Here is a 17314-nt window from a genome sequence, read left to right as displayed (position 1 = left end):
GACACTTTTCCTGAGCTATAAGATTAAAATGTTCTCTGTTTTACTGGCGAAGAGAACAGGGCGCGCATTATACGTTGTGTCTGGTAATAGGAGCAAATTAAACTAAGCTAGGGGGCTTTTAAATCCGTCTGGTTTTATCGCCAGTAGGTCACAGTCTAACTGTTCGATGACATGCTCCGCAGTGTTACCCAACAAAGCAGCAGAAATACCTGTTCTACCAATGGTTCCAAGTACAACCAACTCTGCGTCTAATTCTTTAGCGATGGCTGGAATACCGTCGTCGGGAATACCGTCACGGGTGTGGGTACGTTCAATAACAGGCTCAAAATCCGAGATGAGCTCCTGCATTGCCTGCTTATGATGGGCTTCAACATTTTGTTGATATTGAGCTGTGTTAAAGTCAGGTATTTCAACGGCAATAGCGGTTGGAGTGCCAGGGTAGAAGTTGACTAAATGTAACTTTGCTTTGATATTTTTTGCAACAAAAGAGCTGTGAGTAATTAACTTTCTATTGAGGGCTTGGTGTACTTCGGAATCAGAGGCCGCATGCACAGCAGTAAGTATGGTTCCGTTGTCTTGCCAAAGGTGGTCTTTAACAAGTAGCACGGGACAGGGGGCTTTTCTCAGCAGGCTCCAATCGGTTGGTGTGAAGATAACACTCTGAAGTCCTTTGTGTTGGTGGGTACCTTTAATAATGAGATCGTACTTCTGTTCAATCGCATGATGAATAATCGACTCAAAAGGACGGTGATGCCAGACAATATGCATGTCATAAGTGATTCCTGTTAGGTCATAATCTTCCAACAGGTCGCTCACCCATTGTCGCCGATCTTCTATTAAAGAATGACGCATTTGCTCGCGTTCTTCGCCAGAGAGCATTGTAGTCATTTCGTAAGCGAAGTCGTAAATAGAAAGAAAAAGGCTTAAAGAAGCACCTTGTACTTTAGCAAGATGAATCGCTCGAGAAAGTGCTTTTTGCTCTGTGGATTCACCGTCTAATACAACTAGTATATTTTGATACACAACGCATACCTCTGTGTAAGAAACTAATTTAATCTTAGTTCAAGCGGCGCTTTTGTACTAAATATTTTCGTTATTGGGTGTTAGTAGTTGACTGTTTTTAAAGGACAGTTGACCGCTTGCACGCCTGAAATTCGTTTAAGTGAATGTTCATCGAGGATATGTATAAACCGACCTTCAACTTTTAACCATTTCTCTTTTTGAAAGCGGCTAAGAATTCTACTCACGGTCTCAACGGTAATGCCTAAATAATTGCCTATCTCATTGCGTGTCATGCTTAGTCTGAACTCACTTGGACTCAACCCTCGTATCATAAAACGAGACGAAAGCTCGAGAAAGAAGGTTGCTAGTCGCGATTCAGCGCTTTTAGAGTTAACCGCCGACAAGAGATGTTGGTCTTGCTTAATTTCTTCACTCATAAGCTTTAATATTTGCTTGTGAAGTGCAGGTAGTTGGCGACTCAATGACTCTAAGTGATTAAAAGGTATTTCACATACCATGCTGGTTTCTAGCGCTTCCGAATACCCTTGGTATGTTTCATTCGCTATCGACGTGAAACCAATGAGGTCGCCAGGCAAGTGAAAGCTAGTGATCTGTTCATTGCCATTGTTGTCGACATTGAACGTTTTAAATGAACCCGATCTAACAGCAAATAGAGAGTGTAAAGGTTCGCCGTTACTAAATAGCGTGTCGCCTTTTTGATAAGGGCGCTTTCTTTCAATTATAGCGTCAAGACGATTAAGAGAGTTCGTATCAAGTGTGTAGGGTAAGCACAGTTGGCTAATCCCACAATTTTGACAACTAATATGTATAGAACCCGGCTTCTGCGTCATTTCGCTCTCGTAAATTGGTAAGCATTAATGGAGTTGCATAACTCCAACGTAAATTGTTTGTACGCCATATACTGCCAAAACAAACGAGAATGTCCAACGAAAGGTACCGCTTTTCATGAATTGTTGAAGTTTACTGGAGAACACACCCACGGAAATCATGCTAGGTAGTGTGCCCAAGCCAAATAGCAGCATGAATAAAGCGCTATCAATAATAGTTGAGCCGGCAGCAGACCAAGTTAGAGCGCTATAAACTAGACCGCATGGTAGCCATCCCCAAATCATGCCAGACGCAAAAATTGCTAAACCTCCGGGTAAGTTCTTGGTGTGTTTACTCAGGGGCTGAATATAACGCCAAAGGTAACTTCCCATTTTTTCAACCCATAGTAATACTCGAGTAACGCGTAGCAAGTACACTGCAAGCAGCAACATCATGATACCTGCTAATACTCGAAAATATATCAGGGTTTGCTGGTGTACGAGCTCTAAACCAAACGTTAGGGTTCCAACGATAACTCCAGCAAGCATATACGAAATAATGCGACCGAAATTGTAAATGAATAGCTGTTTCAATGATCTTTGAAAACCAACTGCGCCTGCTAAACCGCCGCACATGGCTAAACAATGACCGCTACCAGCAATCCCCATAACAAAAGCAGCTAGAAAGTCGAGAGACATGGTCATTCTTGTTCTGGGCTTTTAGTTTTTTTATCTTTTTTAGGCTTGTCGTCATCCAATAGGAGATTCATACCTTGACGCTCAAGATCGTCAAATTGCCCATTTTTAATAGCCCAAAAGAAAATGATAATGGCGATCACAACCAAGATAATGGCGATAGGAACCATAATATGTAGTGCTTCCATAAACTCCTCAGGTTTCGACTACTTTCGAATGAGACGGAGCGAATTCGTAATGACAATAAGTGAGCTCGCTGACATACCTAGCATAGCAATTAATGGGTCGACAAATCCGAATGCCGCTAACGGTAGAATAATGCCATTGTAACCGAACGCCCAAATGAAGTTTTGGAAAATTACGCGCGCGAGTCTTTTTGAGTATTGAATAAAATAGACTAAAGACGATAGCTTTTGATTTAAAATAACTACATCAGAACTTGCCTGAGCCAACTCACTACCCGCAGAGAATGTCACTGAAACATTTGCGCCTGCCAGCACCGGTCCATCATTAATGCCGTCTCCAACCATTAAAACTGGGGTCGAACGCTGCATTTCTTGAAGCTTCGAAAGTTTGTCTTGTGGGGTTAAACCGGCATGAACCTCTTTTATACCAACTTTATCTGCTATCTCTTGGGCTCTACCGTCATTATCTCCAGTCAGCATTACACAATGATAACCCTGCTGAGATAGTGCGCTGATGGTTGATTTCGCGTCGTTTCGCAATTGATCGTCAACACGCCATGCGGCAACCAGCTCGCCGTTGTATGCCATATATACGTTAGCGCTTGGAAGTGTGCAGGCCATAGGTATTTTGTGTTGTGCGAGAAAAGCATGGCTACCGATAAGGATTTGCTTGGCTTGGTACTCTGCGTACAGACCTTTACCTGGAATATTCTCTACGTTTTGAAGATATGTTTCGGAATCTCGTGCAGTGAATGCTTTAGATATCGGGTGCTCAGACCAAGACTCAAGTTCACATGCTAACGTTAGCCACTTATTTTGATGTTCAGATTCAGCAAACCAACTATCGGTAATTTTAAAGTGACCTTCGGTTAAAGTCCCAGTTTTGTCGAAGCATATTGTTTTTATGGCGTTTACATTGGTACTCGCGTCTGCATTTTTCAAAAGTACGCCTAAACGATTTAATCGACTAACAGCACTACTCACGGCAGTTGGTGATGCCAATGCTAGGGCACAAGGGCAAGTTGCAACGAGTACGGACAACAAAATCCAAAAGGCTCGGTCGGCATCTACCCAAAGCCAAGTGATATAGGTTATCAGGGCAATAATAAGCGTACCCAATACAAGGTTTCGGCCAATTCTGTCTGCAACATCGATGGCTTTAGGCTTTAGGGCTAACGCGTCGTCCTGTAGCTGTATTATTTTTGCCAGTAACGAATCTTGGTAGGGCTTAGTTACAATAAGTTGTAACGGCGTGTCTAGGTTAAGACTACCTGCATACACATTCTCGCCCTTAGCTTTGGGAATTGGATGGCTTTCTCCGGTTAATTGCGCTTCATTTACATAGACTTTTTGTGTTTCGATTTCACCGTCTATGGGAATAACAGAGCCAGGTTTAACACGAACTTTGTCGCCAGCGCTAAGTTGATGAACCGGCTTTGTTTGCCATTGTTCTTCGTGCCAAACTTCAGCAAAGCTTGGCGTCAACTTCATTAAGTTTGCAGCGTCTGTAATTGCCTTATGCTTAGCGAGTAATTCTAGATATCTTCCCGTTAACAGAAAGAACGCAAACATGGTTACACACTCGAAATAAACTTCACCTTGATTAGTAATGGTGGCGTACATACTGGCGAAGAATGCGAAGATAATGGCGATGCTAACAGGTACGTCCATGTTAAGCGTTCGAGTTCGAAGAGCTTTGATTGCATTTGCATAGAATGGCTGGCAGCTGTATACAAATACCGGAGCGGAAAAGAGTAGGGAGACCCACCAAAAATAGAGCCGGGTAGTACTGTCGATATCGTCATAATACAAACCGAATGCAACCATCATGGTTTGCATAGAAGCAATACCGGCTACCCCTAAACGACGAATTAAGCCCTTTCTTCGTTTCTGAAATTGTTCCTCAAGTTCACCTTCTTTAAAGGGACGAGCCCGATAACCGATGTTCTCAATTTCATTCAGAATCGTACTTAATAATAGCTTCTCTTTATTCCACGTAACCCTTAGACGATCGGTGCTGCTATTTACGAAAACTTTCTGAATTCCAGGCTGTTGTTGCAAGTGTTTCTCGATAAGCCAGGCACAGGCTGCGCAGGTCATACCTTCAATCGCTAACCATGCTTCTTGACCATTCGCACTGGAAAAAGAAAACTCAGCTTGTACCTCAGGCTCATCGTAAATTGATAGGTCATCTTTTTGCAGTTCATCGGGAACTAAAGGAAGGATGTTATTGTTTTCTGTTTGCCGAAACTTATAAAAACTTTCTAGATCTTGTTCAACAATAGTCTGTGCCACGGCTTGGCAACCGTAACAACACATAGGCTGACTTTGCCCCATAATATCTACATGAAGGTTCAAGCCCTCTGGCACTGGCTGATGGCAATGAAAACATGCTCTAGTCATGTCGCTGGTCTATACACCATAGTCGAGCGGTCGCAGCTCAATAACACCTGGAGCCGGTAAATGAATGTTTTGGCGTACTTCCCATGCTTGGTCGAATGGTGTTACATCAACCCGCCAATGTCCGCTAATTTCGCGTGGTAGCATTCCACGGTATGCACCGTCTGCTGCTCGAGTTAAACGCATCTGAAAATCTCGTCGCGAAAGTGTAGGGTGGTAGAAGTTGAGTCTAATAGCCGAACCATCATCGACATTGCCACTAATAAAGCGAACCACAACTTGGTCTTCAGAAAACTCTGCAGTTAATACAATGTCTAGTTCTATGGCGCGCTCAACCTTTTCAAGCCGCAAATTTATAGCTCTGCCTTCTTCATAATAATCATCGACAACCATGGAAGTAGGATTGTTGTATATGATCACGCCGGTAACAATACAGGCAATAATTACTGAGGACTTAAGCCCAATTAAAAACCACACCCAGAAAAACTTATACCACGGGCGAGGTTCTTGGTCTGATGTTTGGTTCACTGCCATATTACTTCTCACTGCTAGAAAAAAGCCCCTGAATTAGGGGCTTTCCATGCTCACTTAATTTTCAGTTATTCAGAGGGTTGGTTAAGGCTGTAGATATAGCCAGACAAAATTTTCACTTTGTCTTCACCCAGAATGGATTCCCACTGTGGCATAACGCCGTTACGGCCGTAACGCAAAGTTTCTTCTACCGCACGTTGAGAACCACCATACAACCAAACACTGTCGGTTAGGTTAGGTGCGCCCATCGCTGTGTTGCCTTTACCGTCTTGCCCGTGACAAGCAGCACAAACTACAAAGCGTTGCTCGCCTGCGCGGGCTAAGTCTCTGTCTACTGTACGTCCGCTAAGGCTTAATACGTAGGTTGCAACCTCAGTAATGCCTTGTTCACCGAATTGCTCTAAAAATGCAGGCATTTGAGCTTGGCGACCATCCATAATGGTGGTGTAAATTTGCTCTGGCTCTCCGCCCCAGCTGAATACACCATCAGTAAGGTTAGGGAAGCCTACTGAGCCACGAGCATCTGAACCGTGACACTGTGAACAGTTTTGCAAGAACAAACGCTGACCGACTCTAAGCGCATCTTCGTTGTGCGCAATTTCTTCGATGCTAAGCTGCGCATACTGTTGGAAGATAGGTCCGAACTCGTCTTCTGCACGACGGATTTCACGGTCGTATTGAACGTTTAAACCTTGCTCTCTCGCACGCTCTGTAGCTTCTCTAGACTCTTCTAGCGAGAGTACGTGTTGGTTTGAGCTCTTCCAGCCTAGTAAACCTTGGAAATTACCTAAGCCAGGGTAAAACGCCAAATATAAGAAGCCCCAAACAAAGCAGGCCCAGAACAAAATAGTCCACCATTTTGGTAGTGGGTTATTGAGCTCTTCAATGCCGTCAAATGAATGGCCCATGGACTCACCTTCTTCAACGTCGGTGTAGTTCTTCATGTTCCATCTTAATAAAATCATTAGGGCGATTAACGTACCTAGGGTAAGTACAATAATCCAACCACTCCAGAAGCTACTCATCTTTTTTAGACTCCCGTTTTGGGCTCTTTGAATCTTCTTCAGAAGAGCCCGATTTTTCGTCTTCAATCACAGATTTGGCAATATCATCAAACTTAGATTTATTTCTAGGTAAAAAGGCCCAGACACATACTAATATAATGATGCCGAATACAACGAGTGTGTACCAAGCATTAAACGATGCTCCACTCATTACGACTCCTTACTTCAGCGCTGTGCCAAGTGTTTGCAGATAAGCAATCAATGCTTCCATTTCTGTTTTACCTGCAACTTCGCTACCAGCACCTTCGATATCTTCATCTGTGTATGGCACACCCAAACGTTGGAATGCTCTCATTTTGCGTTCCGTTAGCTCGCCGGTAAGTTCACGCTCTGCCAACCAAGGGAAGCCAGGCATGTTTGACTCAGGAACTACCGCTCTAGGGTCCATTAAATGTACATAATGCCACTCATCTGAATAACGTTCGCCGACACGAGCTAGATCAGGTCCTGTGCGCTTTGAGCCCCAAAGGAATGGAAACTCCCATACAGACTCACCAGCTACCGAGTAGTGACCATAACGCTCTGTTTCATGACGCAGTGGACGAATCATTTGACTGTGGCAACCTACACAACCTTCGCGAATATAAATGTCGCGACCTTCAAGTTGCAGCGGTGTGTAAGGCGTTAGGTTTTGCACTGGCTCGTTAACCTGACGTTGGAATAGTAGGGGAGTAATCTCTACTAAACCACCGATAGAAATTGCCACGATTGCAAATACCGCAAGCCAACCTACGTGCTTTTCAACGAATTCATGTTTGTTCTTACTCATGATTCTATGACTCCTTAAGCTGTTTCTGCTTGCGGCATTGCTTCACCTTTGCGAAGCGCCGTACCACGGCATGTTTTCCATACGTTGTACGCCATGATCAGCATACCCGTAACGATAAACACGCCACCAACAAAACGAATGAAATAGAATGGTTTAGAAGCAACCAAACTTTCGACGAAGCTGTAAGTTAGCGTACCGTCAGTATTTGTTGCATTCCACATCAAGCCTTGAGTTACCCCAGAAATCCACATTGCTACGATGTACAGAACTACACCAATAGTGTGCAACCAGAAGTGGGTATTAATCAGTTTGATGCTGTACATACGTTCGCGATCGAAAAGTACCGGTACAAGGTGGTACATCGCGCCGATGGTAATCATGGCAACCCAACCCAACGCTCCCGAGTGAACGTGGCCGATGGTCCAGTCAGTGTAGTGAGACAACGCGTTCACTGACTTAATTGCCATCATAGGTCCTTCGAAAGTCGACATTCCGTAGAATGACAATGACACGATAAGGAAACGTAGTATTGGGTCGGTACGAAGCTTATGCCATGCACCTGATAGCGTCATAATACCGTTAATCATTCCACCCCATGAAGGAACGAAAAGAATAACTGACATCACCATACCCACGTTTTGCGCCCAGTCTGGTAACGCTGTGTAATGAAGGTGGTGAGGGCCTGCCCATATATAAATGGTAATCAATGCCCAGAAGTGAACAATAGATAAACGGTAAGAGTAAACTGGCCGTTCAGCTTGCTTAGGAACGAAGTAATACATCATACCCAAGAAGCCCGCAGTAAGCAGGAAGCCTACAGCGTTGTGCCCGTACCACCACTGAATCATGGCATCCACTGCACCTGAATAGATAGAGTACGACTTAGTAAAGCTTACTGGAATCGCTAAGTTGTTTGCGATGTGAAGCATAGCAACAGCGAGTATAAAGCCACCGTAGAACCAGTTAGCTACATAAATATGTGAAGTTCGGCGAATAGCGAGTGTACCGAAGAACACAATAATGAACGCAACCCAAACGAGTAGAATGAGTATGGATATTGGCCACTCTAGTTCTGCGTATTCTTTGGTTGTTGTAATCCCCATAGGTAGAGTAATTACCGCAGCAACAATTACTGCTTGCCACCCCCAGAACGTGAACGCCGCCAACTTATCGGAAAATAACCGCGTTTGGCAGGTTTTCTGTGAGATGTAATAGGCCGTCGCAAACAAAGCACTTGAACCAAACGCAAAAATAACCGCATTGGTGTGCAATGGACGTAGCCTTGAATAGGTTAACCACGGCAGGTCGAAGTTTAATGCTGGCCATACGAGTTGGGCGGCTAGAAGCACACCAACGCTCATGCCAATGATGCCCCAGAAAATCGTTGCAATAGTAAATTGCTTCACGACTTTAAGGTTGTAATCAATAGGTTGTGAAATAGTTTGACTCATTACTATTTATATCCGCTTGAGGTTGCGAGACTAGTTTAATCGTTTTCATCGTCAGCGTATCTGCTAACTTGAACGAGTGTATTCTACGAAGTTTAGGTATAAATTGCACGTTTGCAAAACGCATTTTTATGACTTTGATCAACCTTTTGAGTAGTATATTACCTGTTAGCTTAATTAGTAGGCAGATTTCACGCCCTTTAGGAATACCAGAATGAAGCATTTATGGTTGTACGCTGTTTTAATCTCTTGTTCCTTTATTGTTGGATGCAGCCGTACATCAGACATATTACCTTCCCCGTTTTGCGACCTGAATAGTCAACTTCCCGAGTGTACGTACGCTTTAAGTGGCTCTACCGTTACACTGCATGCCTCAGATGTAACTATGCCCGAAGAGCAACCGATTGTTATACAGATCAAGAGTGAACAATTGGTGGGCGTAAAGAATGCCTATTTAGAAGGTATAAATATGTATATGGGTAAAGTCCCAGTCATGTTTAGCCAATCGAGTCCCGACACGCTAGAAGCACATCTTCGCCTGGGGGCATGCGCTGAACCTCAAATGCAGTGGGAGCTCAATATTGAGTTCGACAATCCCGAGCTTTCGACACTGCAAGTGGAATTTAGTGCAAGAGCAAGAAGCAACTAAAACATAGCTGCTCGGAGCAGAATAAAATAATTTAATGAAATGCCTGAGATTTGTTAATCTATCGTTATCGATGTGTTAGATTGCTAGCAAAGAATTATAAGGAGAATGCTGCATGAGCATGGATTTGTCGCAGCAACGAAGTTCCATGAATTCATTACCTGAACTCCCGCTTATGTTGGTTAAAGCGTTACCTACTATTTCGCGTAAGGGCGCCCAGCAAGACGAGATTGAGGACTTGGAACGCACTTATTCTTGTGCGCCTATAAAGCCATCCCATTTAGAAGAATATAAATCAATGTTCCCGGGTTTTGTGAGTGAAGTTCCACTGACTTATTTTTATCTAGTGGCACAGCGTGCTCATTTGGCTCTTATGCTAGACGACAAATTCCCTTGGCCCATCCTGGGCATGGTGCACGTGGCGAATGAAATGGAACTTCATGAGACCGTGCAGGTACATAAACCTTTCGTACTCCATGTATGTATTGAATTCCCGCCAAGAGCTGGTGCGCGAAAAAGAGTTCGGCCGCAATATATCGTTAAATTTTACCAAGACGAAAAATGCGTTGTAACGTGTAAGAGCAGTTATCAAGTAGGTGGCGGCCAGAAAAGCAAGTCTCGCACGAGAGCAGAGAAAGTAGAGCAGGACGGCTGGAGTGTTATTTCTGAATGGCACCTTAAAAGTGACCTTGGTAGAAAGTACGCTAGACTCTCGGGGGACTATAACCCAATTCACCTGCATAGATGGCTATCAAGGTGGTTTGGGTTTGCAAGACCGATTATTCACGGTATGTATTCGGTAGCAAGAATGCAGGCAAGCATCGAAAGCTCTTTGCAGCAAGAAGTAACGCAATTGCAAATAGGCTTTAAACGGCCGGTTATCTTACCGATGGAGTTAAAATGCAGTGCGCATAGCGCAAACGTGCGGGTTACAGACGCAAAACAGGAAAAAGTTTTCGTGGAAGGTGTATACGCAACAGGAGACAGCGAATGACCACCGGTATTATTTGGATTGTAATTGGCATTATTCTGATTATTTCTGAGCTTCTGGCAACAAGTATTGTTGCGGTGTTCCTAGGCGTTGGTGCGCTTGTCACTGGTATCCTTTTTCAACTGGGTGTAATCAGCGCTTTCTCTAGTCAGCTTATTGTTTTTAGTGTGGTAAGTATTGCCACTCTATTGCTCGCAAGAAACAAATTAAAAACTTGGTTTATTGGCTTTACTAAAGACCAAACAGATGCTCAATCAAAGTTCCAAGAAGAGCTGGGTGAGCGTGTTACGGTACATAAAACGTTTGAAGGCGGTGCTGGGCGTGTCGTCTTAAACGGTGTTCAGTGGGACGCACGCTCAGAAGATGAGTTAGAGAAAGGTGATGTTGCTTGGGTAGTTAGCCACGACGGCATTCATTTAACTGTTTCAAAACAAAAAATAAAGTAACTAGGAATCGATAATGGATATTCAATTCGGCTCAGTATTAGCTATAGGCCTCGCACTAGCAGTTATTGTTGTTATTTTAAAAACTGCGCGCATTGTGCCCCAACGTACCAATTTTGTCATTGAACGATTAGGTAAATACCATCGAACTCTTGATTCAGGCTTTCATCTACTCATTCCGTTTATCGACAAAGTTGCTTACGTTCATACGCTGAAAGAAGAAGTTATCGATGTAACGCGTCAAGCCTGTGTAACGAAAGACAATATTCAAGTTGGTATCGACGGTATTCTTTATTTGCAGGTGATAGACGCTCACAGAGCGAGTTACGGTATTAATGACTATCGCTATGCAGCATCTCAGTTAGCGCAAACGACAATGCGTTCTGTTATCGGCCAAACCGACTTGGATAAAACGTTTGAAGAGCGTGCGAAAATTAATGAGGCTGTAGTACAGGCTTTAGACGAAGCCGCATCGCCTTGGGGTGTGAAAGTACTACGTTATGAAATCTCGGATATTGAGCTGCCTGCCAGTATTAAAGACGCCTTAGAGCAGCAAATGAGAGCCGAGCGCGAACGACGCGCGGCAATTGCTAAATCTGAGGGTGAACGTCAAGCAATGATTAATGTTTCAGAAGGTCAAAAACAAGAAGTTATTAACCTTTCAGAAGCAGAAAAACAGAAACAGATTAACGAGGCTGAAGGCCGCGCACAAGAAATCCAACTGGTTGCAGAAGCAACGGCTGAGGGGTTGAAGAAAATTGCTTTGGCAATTAACGAACCAGGCGGAAAAGACGCGGTTAACTTGCGCGTTGCAGAGCAATATGTAAAAGAATTTGGAAATCTAGCCAAAGAAAATAACAGTATGATTATTCCGGCAGAATTAGCTAATGTAGGTGGAGCAGTTGCGGGGATAACCGACATCTTGAGAAGTGTGCAGAAAAAATAAAATTAGACGCATTTAGGGTGTAAATATATGGCGATTGAGCAAAGAAAAGACGCTCTACAAGCTGGGGTAACGCTACATTCGTATCGAATTATCGAGGTTCTCGGGTCCGGAGCCTTCGGTATTACTTATTTAGCAGAACACAACCTATTAAACACCCGTCATGTTATTAAGGAATACCTTCCTGACAGCGCGTTACGAGAACACGAAAGCGCCACAGTTACACCTAAAAGTTCTTCCGATACAGAGCTTTTTAGGTGGGGCTTAGACAGCTTTTTCCAAGAAGCCCGCTTTGTTCATGAGCTCAGTCACCCAAACATTGTAAAAGTTAGTGACTTATTTGAAGCAAATGGCACGGCTTACTTTGTTATGCCTTTTCTAGATGGCATTACACTGCATGAATGGATTAAACAGAACCCTCAGCCTTCGCAAAGTTCGCTATTGGAAATCTTTGTACCAATATTAGAAGGGTTGAAATATATCCATCAGAAGGGCTTATTACACCGCGATATCAAGCCCGAAAACATCTACATTACTGATAACGGCAACCCGGTTCTTATTGACTTTGGCGCAGCACGTCTTGCTATCGGAGAAAAAAGCAGGGCATTAACTCAAGTTCTAACCCCGCATTTTGCTCCTTGGGAACAATATCGCTCTAAGGGTGACTTCACTCCCGCATTAGACTTTTACAGCCTTGCAGCATGTATGTTTCAGGCGATTACAGGTGACATGCCTGAAGAAGCACCAAACCGACTTGAGCACGATCCGGTAGAGCCACTAGCACAACGCGAACATTTAACACAGATATATTCTGTGGCGTTTTTGCAAGCGGTAGATAAGGCATTGTCGGTAAAAGCTCCGGACCGATTCCAAGATGCTTTTTCTTATCAACTAGCGTTAATGGAACACGACGCGCCAAGACCAGAGTCGGCACCTAAAACCATTGCGGCAACACGTGATGAGGCGGATCCTGTAACTCCTGATGGTATCGTTCCAGACGCACCACTTACGTCTCGAGTGTCTTCCAGTAGCGTCGAAAAAGACTCTTCTAAATCTAGTCCGAAGAGGAAGTCTAAACTTCCCGCTTTGTTTTCTATCATTATTCTGTTGGCATTAGCGGGTGGTGGTTATTGGTATTGGGATAGCTATTTAAAAGAGTCTGACACTGAAGTTAGCCTTACCTCAGGTGAAACATCTAATGCTGATGAACAAACGGCAAGCACAGCACAAGATGGCGGTGATGAAGGCACAGAACAAGATACACAGGTGGTTGCGGACATTGAAGCCAATGTAAACAACGAGCGCGAACAACCTGAAGAGCGAGCTGAACAGAGTAATGAAAATACATCTTCAGATTCTGTTGATGATGAAGAAGCTACAACATTAGAAACGGAAACTCAGACCGCACAAGAGTCGGCGCAGCAACAACAGGAAGAAATACAACGCAGACAAAGAGCACAAGACGAAAGCCTTTGGACTACTGCAGTTGAGCAAAACAGTATTAGTGCTTTTAACGACTATGTAGATAACTGCCAACTCTGTGAGCAACAAGAACAAGCCTTACAAAATATCGAAGATCTCCAGGAAGCTGCTGAGCGATCAGCTGCACTCGCAGCTGATCAACGCTTGTGGAACGTGGCAGGTGCGCAGGGAACCATACAAAGTTACCAACAATATATCGATGAGTGCCAAATTTGCGAGCAGCGTGAGGCAGCAAATGCTCAAATTAATCAAATAGAAGCCCAGAGGCTTGCAGAAGCTGATACAGCTTTATGGCGTTCGGCTAACCGCCAGGGCTCAGAAGAGAGTTATGCCCGCTATCTTGAACAATGTGAAGCCTGTAATTACCAACCCGAAGCTCAACGCGAATACAACCGGTTACGTGACCAACGTGTTGCTATGGAGCAAGCATTAGAGCAGGAGATGCGAGAGCAGACTGCGTGGGACTATGCGGCGGGTACAAATACCATAGCGGCTTACGAAGACTACCTAGAAAGCTGCGTAAATTGCGCCAATAAAGAACAAGCAAATCAAGCGATAGATCTACTTTCTCGCCTTGGAGACCGCGTTACCGTTGGTCTAGGGCAAGACTTTGCTTCTATTCAAGAAGCGATAGATGCGGCAGAGCCTGGTGCTACAATTGAAATTTATCCAGGAGAGTATACTGAGTCGGTAAGGCTTTATAAGGACGTGAGTTTAACCGGCGTAACCTCAGGCGAAGACGTAACTATTGTAGGGCAAAGCTCCTACGCGCTACACGTTAGAGCGGATAACGCGAATGTTTCGAACCTAATGATTCGCCAATTAGAAGGACCGAACTCTATTTTTGCTGTTTTAATAGACAACGGCGAACCTGTATTGGATGGATTAGATATCCGTTCTACTTCAGGCGCCGCAGTCGCTATTCGAAGTGGAGCAAACCCAACAATACAGAACAGCGAAGTTCATTCAGGAACGCAGACCGGTATTTTCGTATTCGACGGTGGTAGAGGTGTTATTCGCAATAACAGAATTCATGGTCATGAACTGGCGAATATAGAAATTAGGGATGCGAATTCCGCACCTGTTATTCAAAATAACGAGATCTTTCAGTCGCAGTATAGCGGTGTATACGTGCACAACGGTGCAGGCGGAGAGATCGTAGAGAATGACATCCGCAACAACCGCATGGCGGGCATATATTTAACACGAAGTGAAAATGTTTTGGTTCGCGACAACGCGATTTTTGACAACCAAGAAGAGGGCGTTGTATTCACAGAGAGTGCACAAGGTGAATTACGTTCTAATCGCATATATCAAAATGAAAGAGCCGGAGTCTCTGTGTCCGACGAAGCTAACCCCGTTGTCGCAAATAACGAAATTTATGAGGGTAACTCAAGTGGAGTTTTTGTTTACGACAATGCCACAGGATCTTTCCGTGACAATGTGATTTACGGGCATAGGTTGTCAAACGTAGTCGTAACAACACAAGCGAACCCAACCTTTAGAAACAATCAAATTCATAGTAGTCAACAAGTTGGCGTGTTTGTTTATGAAAATGGTCGTGGTACTTTCATCGGTAACGAAGTTTATGAAAACTCCATTGCCAACAGTGAAATTAAGGGCTCTAGCTCCGTTAACTATAGAAATAATACGTTTAGAGACTCTGAGGTAGGAATTTATTTACACGAAGGTGGCACCGGCGAGTTTTCAGATAATCAGATAATGAACAACACGGTTGTCGGAATAGCTCTAGCAAGTGACGGTAATCCCACTTTCCAGAATAATGAAGTTACGAATAATTTAGACGGTGTTGCTGCGTATCCTCGCTCTCGTGGGGTATTCCGAGGTAACGATGTGCGTCGGAATCAGGGCCGCGATTGGGCTATCGCTCAAGGGGCTAATATTAATCGAAGATAGCTGTTGTATAGAACCGATAAGAAGAAAAGGAAACAGCATGCAAGCAAACTTTTATGACGGTGCAATCGTCGGACAACGAGAAGAGCAACAGGACGATAGAACAAACCTGATTCTAGAGAACGGGTATCGTCTTTATGTATTAGCTGACGGTATGGGAGGCCATAACGCAGGTAACGTTGCCAGTAAATTGGTTTGCTCAGCTTTCCGCGACTTTTTCAGTAATTTAACGACCATTGATGATCGTGAACAGACATTGAAAACAGCTCTCAATCACGCCAATGTAGTTATGCAAGAAAAGCTCACCGAACAGAATGAATTGGTGGGCATGGGCACTACAGTCATAGCTTTGTTATTGCATGAACCAACTGGTGAATACAGCTTTATCAGTGTAGGCGACAGTCCACTATACAAACACTCTAACGGTAAACTTCAACGCATCAATGCCAACCATGCTTTTTTCGAAGACCTTAAAAAATTGGTCGAAGCAGGTGAAATGACACTCGAAGAAGCTAACGCGCATCCAGATCGCCATGCAATAACTTCTGCAGTTATGGGTAAAAGCATTGAAAAGTATGACGTTCAGAGTGGTCAATTCGGGGAAGGCGAGCTTATTGTTTTAGCTAGTGATGGTATTCAAACCTTGTCTGAAGAGGAAGATGGGGAAATAGCCTCAGTTATCAATGAGAACGACGGTGACCCAGAGTTAGCTGTAAAGGGATTATTGCAAGCTGTTGAAAAGAAAGGTTTGAGTCATCAAGACAATACGACCGTCATTATTGTTCGCTCTGAAAGCGAAAACTCAATGTCTCGCCAGAAACCTCAAGAACAAAGCACTCCTAGCACTCCCGAAACACCAGCAACCCAGGTTGAACTTCCTAGTTCTAGGGATAAGTCGGACTCACTTAAACAAGAACCACAAAAGAAGAAAGGAACAAGCAAATTGTTGCTCGGCATTGCCGTGGTAGCAGCGGCTGCAATCATTTTGTGGTTTATTTCACCTGAATTTAAAAGTGCAATTGAAGGGCTTTTAAACCATGCTGAGTAATACCGTAATAAGTAATAAGGAACTCCTGTCGTGTTGATTCGCTCGAGACACGAAGAAACTGCAGACCAACGTGCCGAGTATAACGACACGTTAAGTAATTTAGGTTCGCTATCCGTGATTACCGATCGCGGAGGTAGAAGCGAGAATCAAGATGCATGGGGAGTTTGCACCACAGCGAGCGGTGGTTATTTCTTTATTGTTGCTGACGGTTTAGGCGGTCATAAAGGTGGGCGTATAGCGGCGCAGGCTGCGATAGAAGGCGTTCAACAATATGCTCAGGGAATCGAAGGCTCGATTATCTCAGAGTCGGTTATTCGTGACGCATTCCAACATGCTCAAAACAGTATAAGGCAGCAACAACAAGAGCTGCCTGATCTCGACTCAATGCGGTCGACACTAGTGATACTTGCAATAGAAGACGGTCATGCGATGTGGGGTCATATAGGCGATGTTCGTCTTTACCTTTTTAATCAACAAGGTGTTGAGTTTCAAACTAAAGACCAGAGTGTACCGCAACTTATGGTGGACACCGGGGAAATTCAACTGGAAGAAATTAGAAACCATCCTGATCGCAGCCGGTTATTACAAGCGTTAGGCCGTCCTGATGACTCTTATAAGATTCGAGTAAGCGACGAAATTAAACAACTTAACTCTGAGTGTAGTTTTTTGTTATGTACAGACGGCTTTTGGGAATGGGTGGTCGAGTCGCAAATGCATGAAGCTATTGATAGTGACAATGTGCTGGGAACTATGAATACCTTAGAGCATTTTTTGCGAGAAAAAGCGGAAAAACACGAAGAAGACTTCGATAACTACACATTTTTGTTATTAAAATGTAGTAATTTAGATGCACAAGGCTCAAAATGGTCTGCAACGAGGCTTGTCTCGTCTTTTTTTAAACCAAAAGCAAAGCGTTAACGATGTT

At 43.9% G+C, this 17314-nt stretch carries 17 protein-coding genes; 7 read left to right on the top strand and 10 right to left on the bottom strand.

The window, feature by feature from the left end; all coding sequences use genetic code 11:
- Positions 1-102: 102 nt before the first annotated feature.
- The 10 genes from uspE to ccoN form a co-directional block, all read right to left on the bottom strand.
- Complete coding sequence (uspE, locus tag DQX04_RS02345; RefSeq protein WP_111914188.1) at positions 103-1023, bottom strand: universal stress protein UspE; 921 nt, start codon at positions 1021-1023, stop codon at positions 103-105.
- Positions 1024-1103: 80 nt separating this feature from the next.
- Positions 1104-1853, bottom strand: a complete 750-nt coding sequence (gene fnr, locus DQX04_RS02340; RefSeq protein ID WP_111914187.1) for a fumarate/nitrate reduction transcriptional regulator Fnr — start codon at positions 1851-1853, stop codon at positions 1104-1106.
- Between the two features lie 24 nt (positions 1854-1877).
- Positions 1878-2534, bottom strand: coding sequence for a sulfite exporter TauE/SafE family protein (locus DQX04_RS02335; RefSeq protein WP_111914186.1), 657 nt, complete (start codon positions 2532-2534; stop codon positions 1878-1880).
- On the bottom strand, positions 2531-2713 hold the full coding sequence (gene ccoS, locus DQX04_RS02330; protein WP_111914185.1) for a cbb3-type cytochrome oxidase assembly protein CcoS: 183 nt from the start codon (positions 2711-2713) through the stop codon (positions 2531-2533). Before ccoS ends, DQX04_RS02335 begins: the two co-directional genes overlap by 4 nt.
- 18 nt (positions 2714-2731) lie before the next feature.
- Positions 2732-5113 carry a heavy metal translocating P-type ATPase gene (locus DQX04_RS02325; protein WP_111914184.1) on the bottom strand — a complete coding sequence of 794 codons (2382 nt, stop codon included), beginning with the start codon at positions 5111-5113 and terminating at the stop codon, positions 2732-2734.
- A 9-nt stretch (positions 5114-5122) separates the two neighbouring features.
- Entirely contained in the window at positions 5123-5644 is a 522-nt protein-coding gene (locus DQX04_RS02320) for a FixH family protein (RefSeq protein WP_111914183.1), read from the bottom strand.
- Positions 5645-5709: 65 nt separating this feature from the next.
- A complete protein-coding gene (ccoP, locus tag DQX04_RS02315) occupies positions 5710-6666 on the bottom strand; it encodes a cytochrome-c oxidase, cbb3-type subunit III (protein ID WP_111914182.1) in 957 nt (318 codons plus the stop codon).
- Complete coding sequence (locus DQX04_RS02310; RefSeq protein WP_111914181.1) at positions 6659-6856, bottom strand: cbb3-type cytochrome c oxidase subunit 3; 198 nt, start codon at positions 6854-6856, stop codon at positions 6659-6661. The genes ccoP and DQX04_RS02310 overlap by 8 nt, the downstream gene beginning before the upstream one ends.
- 9 nt (positions 6857-6865) lie before the next feature.
- Entirely contained in the window at positions 6866-7474 is a 609-nt protein-coding gene (gene ccoO, locus DQX04_RS02305; protein WP_111914180.1) for a cytochrome-c oxidase, cbb3-type subunit II, read from the bottom strand.
- A gap of 14 nt (positions 7475-7488) precedes the next feature.
- Complete coding sequence (gene ccoN, locus DQX04_RS02300; RefSeq protein ID WP_111914179.1) at positions 7489-8925, bottom strand: cytochrome-c oxidase, cbb3-type subunit I; 1437 nt, start codon at positions 8923-8925, stop codon at positions 7489-7491.
- 211 nt (positions 8926-9136) lie between these two features.
- Here ccoN and DQX04_RS12440 point away from each other — a divergent pair, with 211 nt between their 5' ends.
- The 7 genes from DQX04_RS12440 to DQX04_RS02260 all read left to right on the top strand — a co-directional run bounded on the left by DQX04_RS12440 (position 9137) and on the right by DQX04_RS02260 (position 17307).
- Entirely contained in the window at positions 9137-9571 is a 435-nt protein-coding gene (locus DQX04_RS12440; protein ID WP_126266327.1) for a hypothetical protein, read from the top strand.
- 112 nt (positions 9572-9683) lie between these two features.
- Complete coding sequence (locus tag DQX04_RS02285; RefSeq protein WP_111914176.1) at positions 9684-10562, top strand: MaoC/PaaZ C-terminal domain-containing protein; 879 nt, start codon at positions 9684-9686, stop codon at positions 10560-10562.
- Positions 10559-11005 carry an NfeD family protein gene (locus DQX04_RS02280; protein ID WP_111914175.1) on the top strand — a complete coding sequence of 149 codons (447 nt, stop codon included), beginning with the start codon at positions 10559-10561 and terminating at the stop codon, positions 11003-11005. Before DQX04_RS02285 ends, DQX04_RS02280 begins: the two co-directional genes overlap by 4 nt.
- Positions 11006-11018: 13 nt before the next feature.
- Positions 11019-11948 carry an SPFH domain-containing protein gene (locus DQX04_RS02275; protein ID WP_111914174.1) on the top strand — a complete coding sequence of 310 codons (930 nt, stop codon included), beginning with the start codon at positions 11019-11021 and terminating at the stop codon, positions 11946-11948.
- 27 nt (positions 11949-11975) lie between these two features.
- A complete protein-coding gene (locus DQX04_RS02270) occupies positions 11976-15344 on the top strand; it encodes a right-handed parallel beta-helix repeat-containing protein (RefSeq protein WP_111914173.1) in 3369 nt (1122 codons plus the stop codon).
- Between the two features lie 37 nt (positions 15345-15381).
- Positions 15382-16389, top strand: coding sequence for a PP2C family serine/threonine-protein phosphatase (locus DQX04_RS02265; RefSeq protein WP_165831920.1), 1008 nt, complete (start codon positions 15382-15384; stop codon positions 16387-16389).
- A 30-nt stretch (positions 16390-16419) separates the two neighbouring features.
- The gene (locus tag DQX04_RS02260) at positions 16420-17307 is read left to right on the top strand and encodes a PP2C family serine/threonine-protein phosphatase (protein WP_111914171.1); all 888 of its coding nucleotides are present in this window, start codon (positions 16420-16422) and stop codon (positions 17305-17307) included.
- Positions 17308-17314 lie beyond the last annotated feature (7 nt).

The organism is Aliidiomarina sp. B3213 (assembly GCF_003290085.1).
In the GTDB taxonomy this organism is placed as follows: Bacteria; Pseudomonadota; Gammaproteobacteria; order Enterobacterales; family Alteromonadaceae; genus Aliidiomarina.
This window is presented reverse-complemented; position numbering and strand designations above follow the sequence as displayed.

What these genes read in the sequence shown, in the direction of transcription:
- DQX04_RS02325 (WP_111914184.1), bottom strand. Translation starts at nt 5,113, where the DNA reads ATGACTAGAGCATGTTTTCATTGCCATCAGCCAGTGCCAGAGGGCTTG.
- DQX04_RS02285 (WP_111914176.1), top strand. Translation starts at nt 9,684, where the DNA reads ATGAGCATGGATTTGTCGCAGCAACGAAGTTCCATGAATTCATTACCT.
- DQX04_RS02320 (WP_111914183.1), bottom strand. Translation starts at nt 5,644, where the DNA reads ATGGCAGTGAACCAAACATCAGACCAAGAACCTCGCCCGTGGTATAAG.
- DQX04_RS12440 (WP_126266327.1), top strand. Translation starts at nt 9,137, where the DNA reads ATGAAGCATTTATGGTTGTACGCTGTTTTAATCTCTTGTTCCTTTATT.
- fnr (WP_111914187.1), bottom strand. Translation starts at nt 1,853, where the DNA reads ATGACGCAGAAGCCGGGTTCTATACATATTAGTTGTCAAAATTGTGGG.
- DQX04_RS02280 (WP_111914175.1), top strand. Translation starts at nt 10,559, where the DNA reads ATGACCACCGGTATTATTTGGATTGTAATTGGCATTATTCTGATTATT.
- ccoS (WP_111914185.1), bottom strand. Translation starts at nt 2,713, where the DNA reads ATGGAAGCACTACATATTATGGTTCCTATCGCCATTATCTTGGTTGTG.
- DQX04_RS02275 (WP_111914174.1), top strand. Translation starts at nt 11,019, where the DNA reads ATGGATATTCAATTCGGCTCAGTATTAGCTATAGGCCTCGCACTAGCA.
- DQX04_RS02270 (WP_111914173.1), top strand. Translation starts at nt 11,976, where the DNA reads ATGGCGATTGAGCAAAGAAAAGACGCTCTACAAGCTGGGGTAACGCTA.
- DQX04_RS02335 (WP_111914186.1), bottom strand. Translation starts at nt 2,534, where the DNA reads ATGACCATGTCTCTCGACTTTCTAGCTGCTTTTGTTATGGGGATTGCT.
- ccoO (WP_111914180.1), bottom strand. Translation starts at nt 7,474, where the DNA reads ATGAGTAAGAACAAACATGAATTCGTTGAAAAGCACGTAGGTTGGCTT.
- DQX04_RS02265 (WP_165831920.1), top strand. Translation starts at nt 15,382, where the DNA reads ATGCAAGCAAACTTTTATGACGGTGCAATCGTCGGACAACGAGAAGAG.
- DQX04_RS02310 (WP_111914181.1), bottom strand. Translation starts at nt 6,856, where the DNA reads ATGAGTGGAGCATCGTTTAATGCTTGGTACACACTCGTTGTATTCGGC.
- ccoN (WP_111914179.1), bottom strand. Translation starts at nt 8,925, where the DNA reads ATGAGTCAAACTATTTCACAACCTATTGATTACAACCTTAAAGTCGTG.
- ccoP (WP_111914182.1), bottom strand. Translation starts at nt 6,666, where the DNA reads ATGAGTAGCTTCTGGAGTGGTTGGATTATTGTACTTACCCTAGGTACG.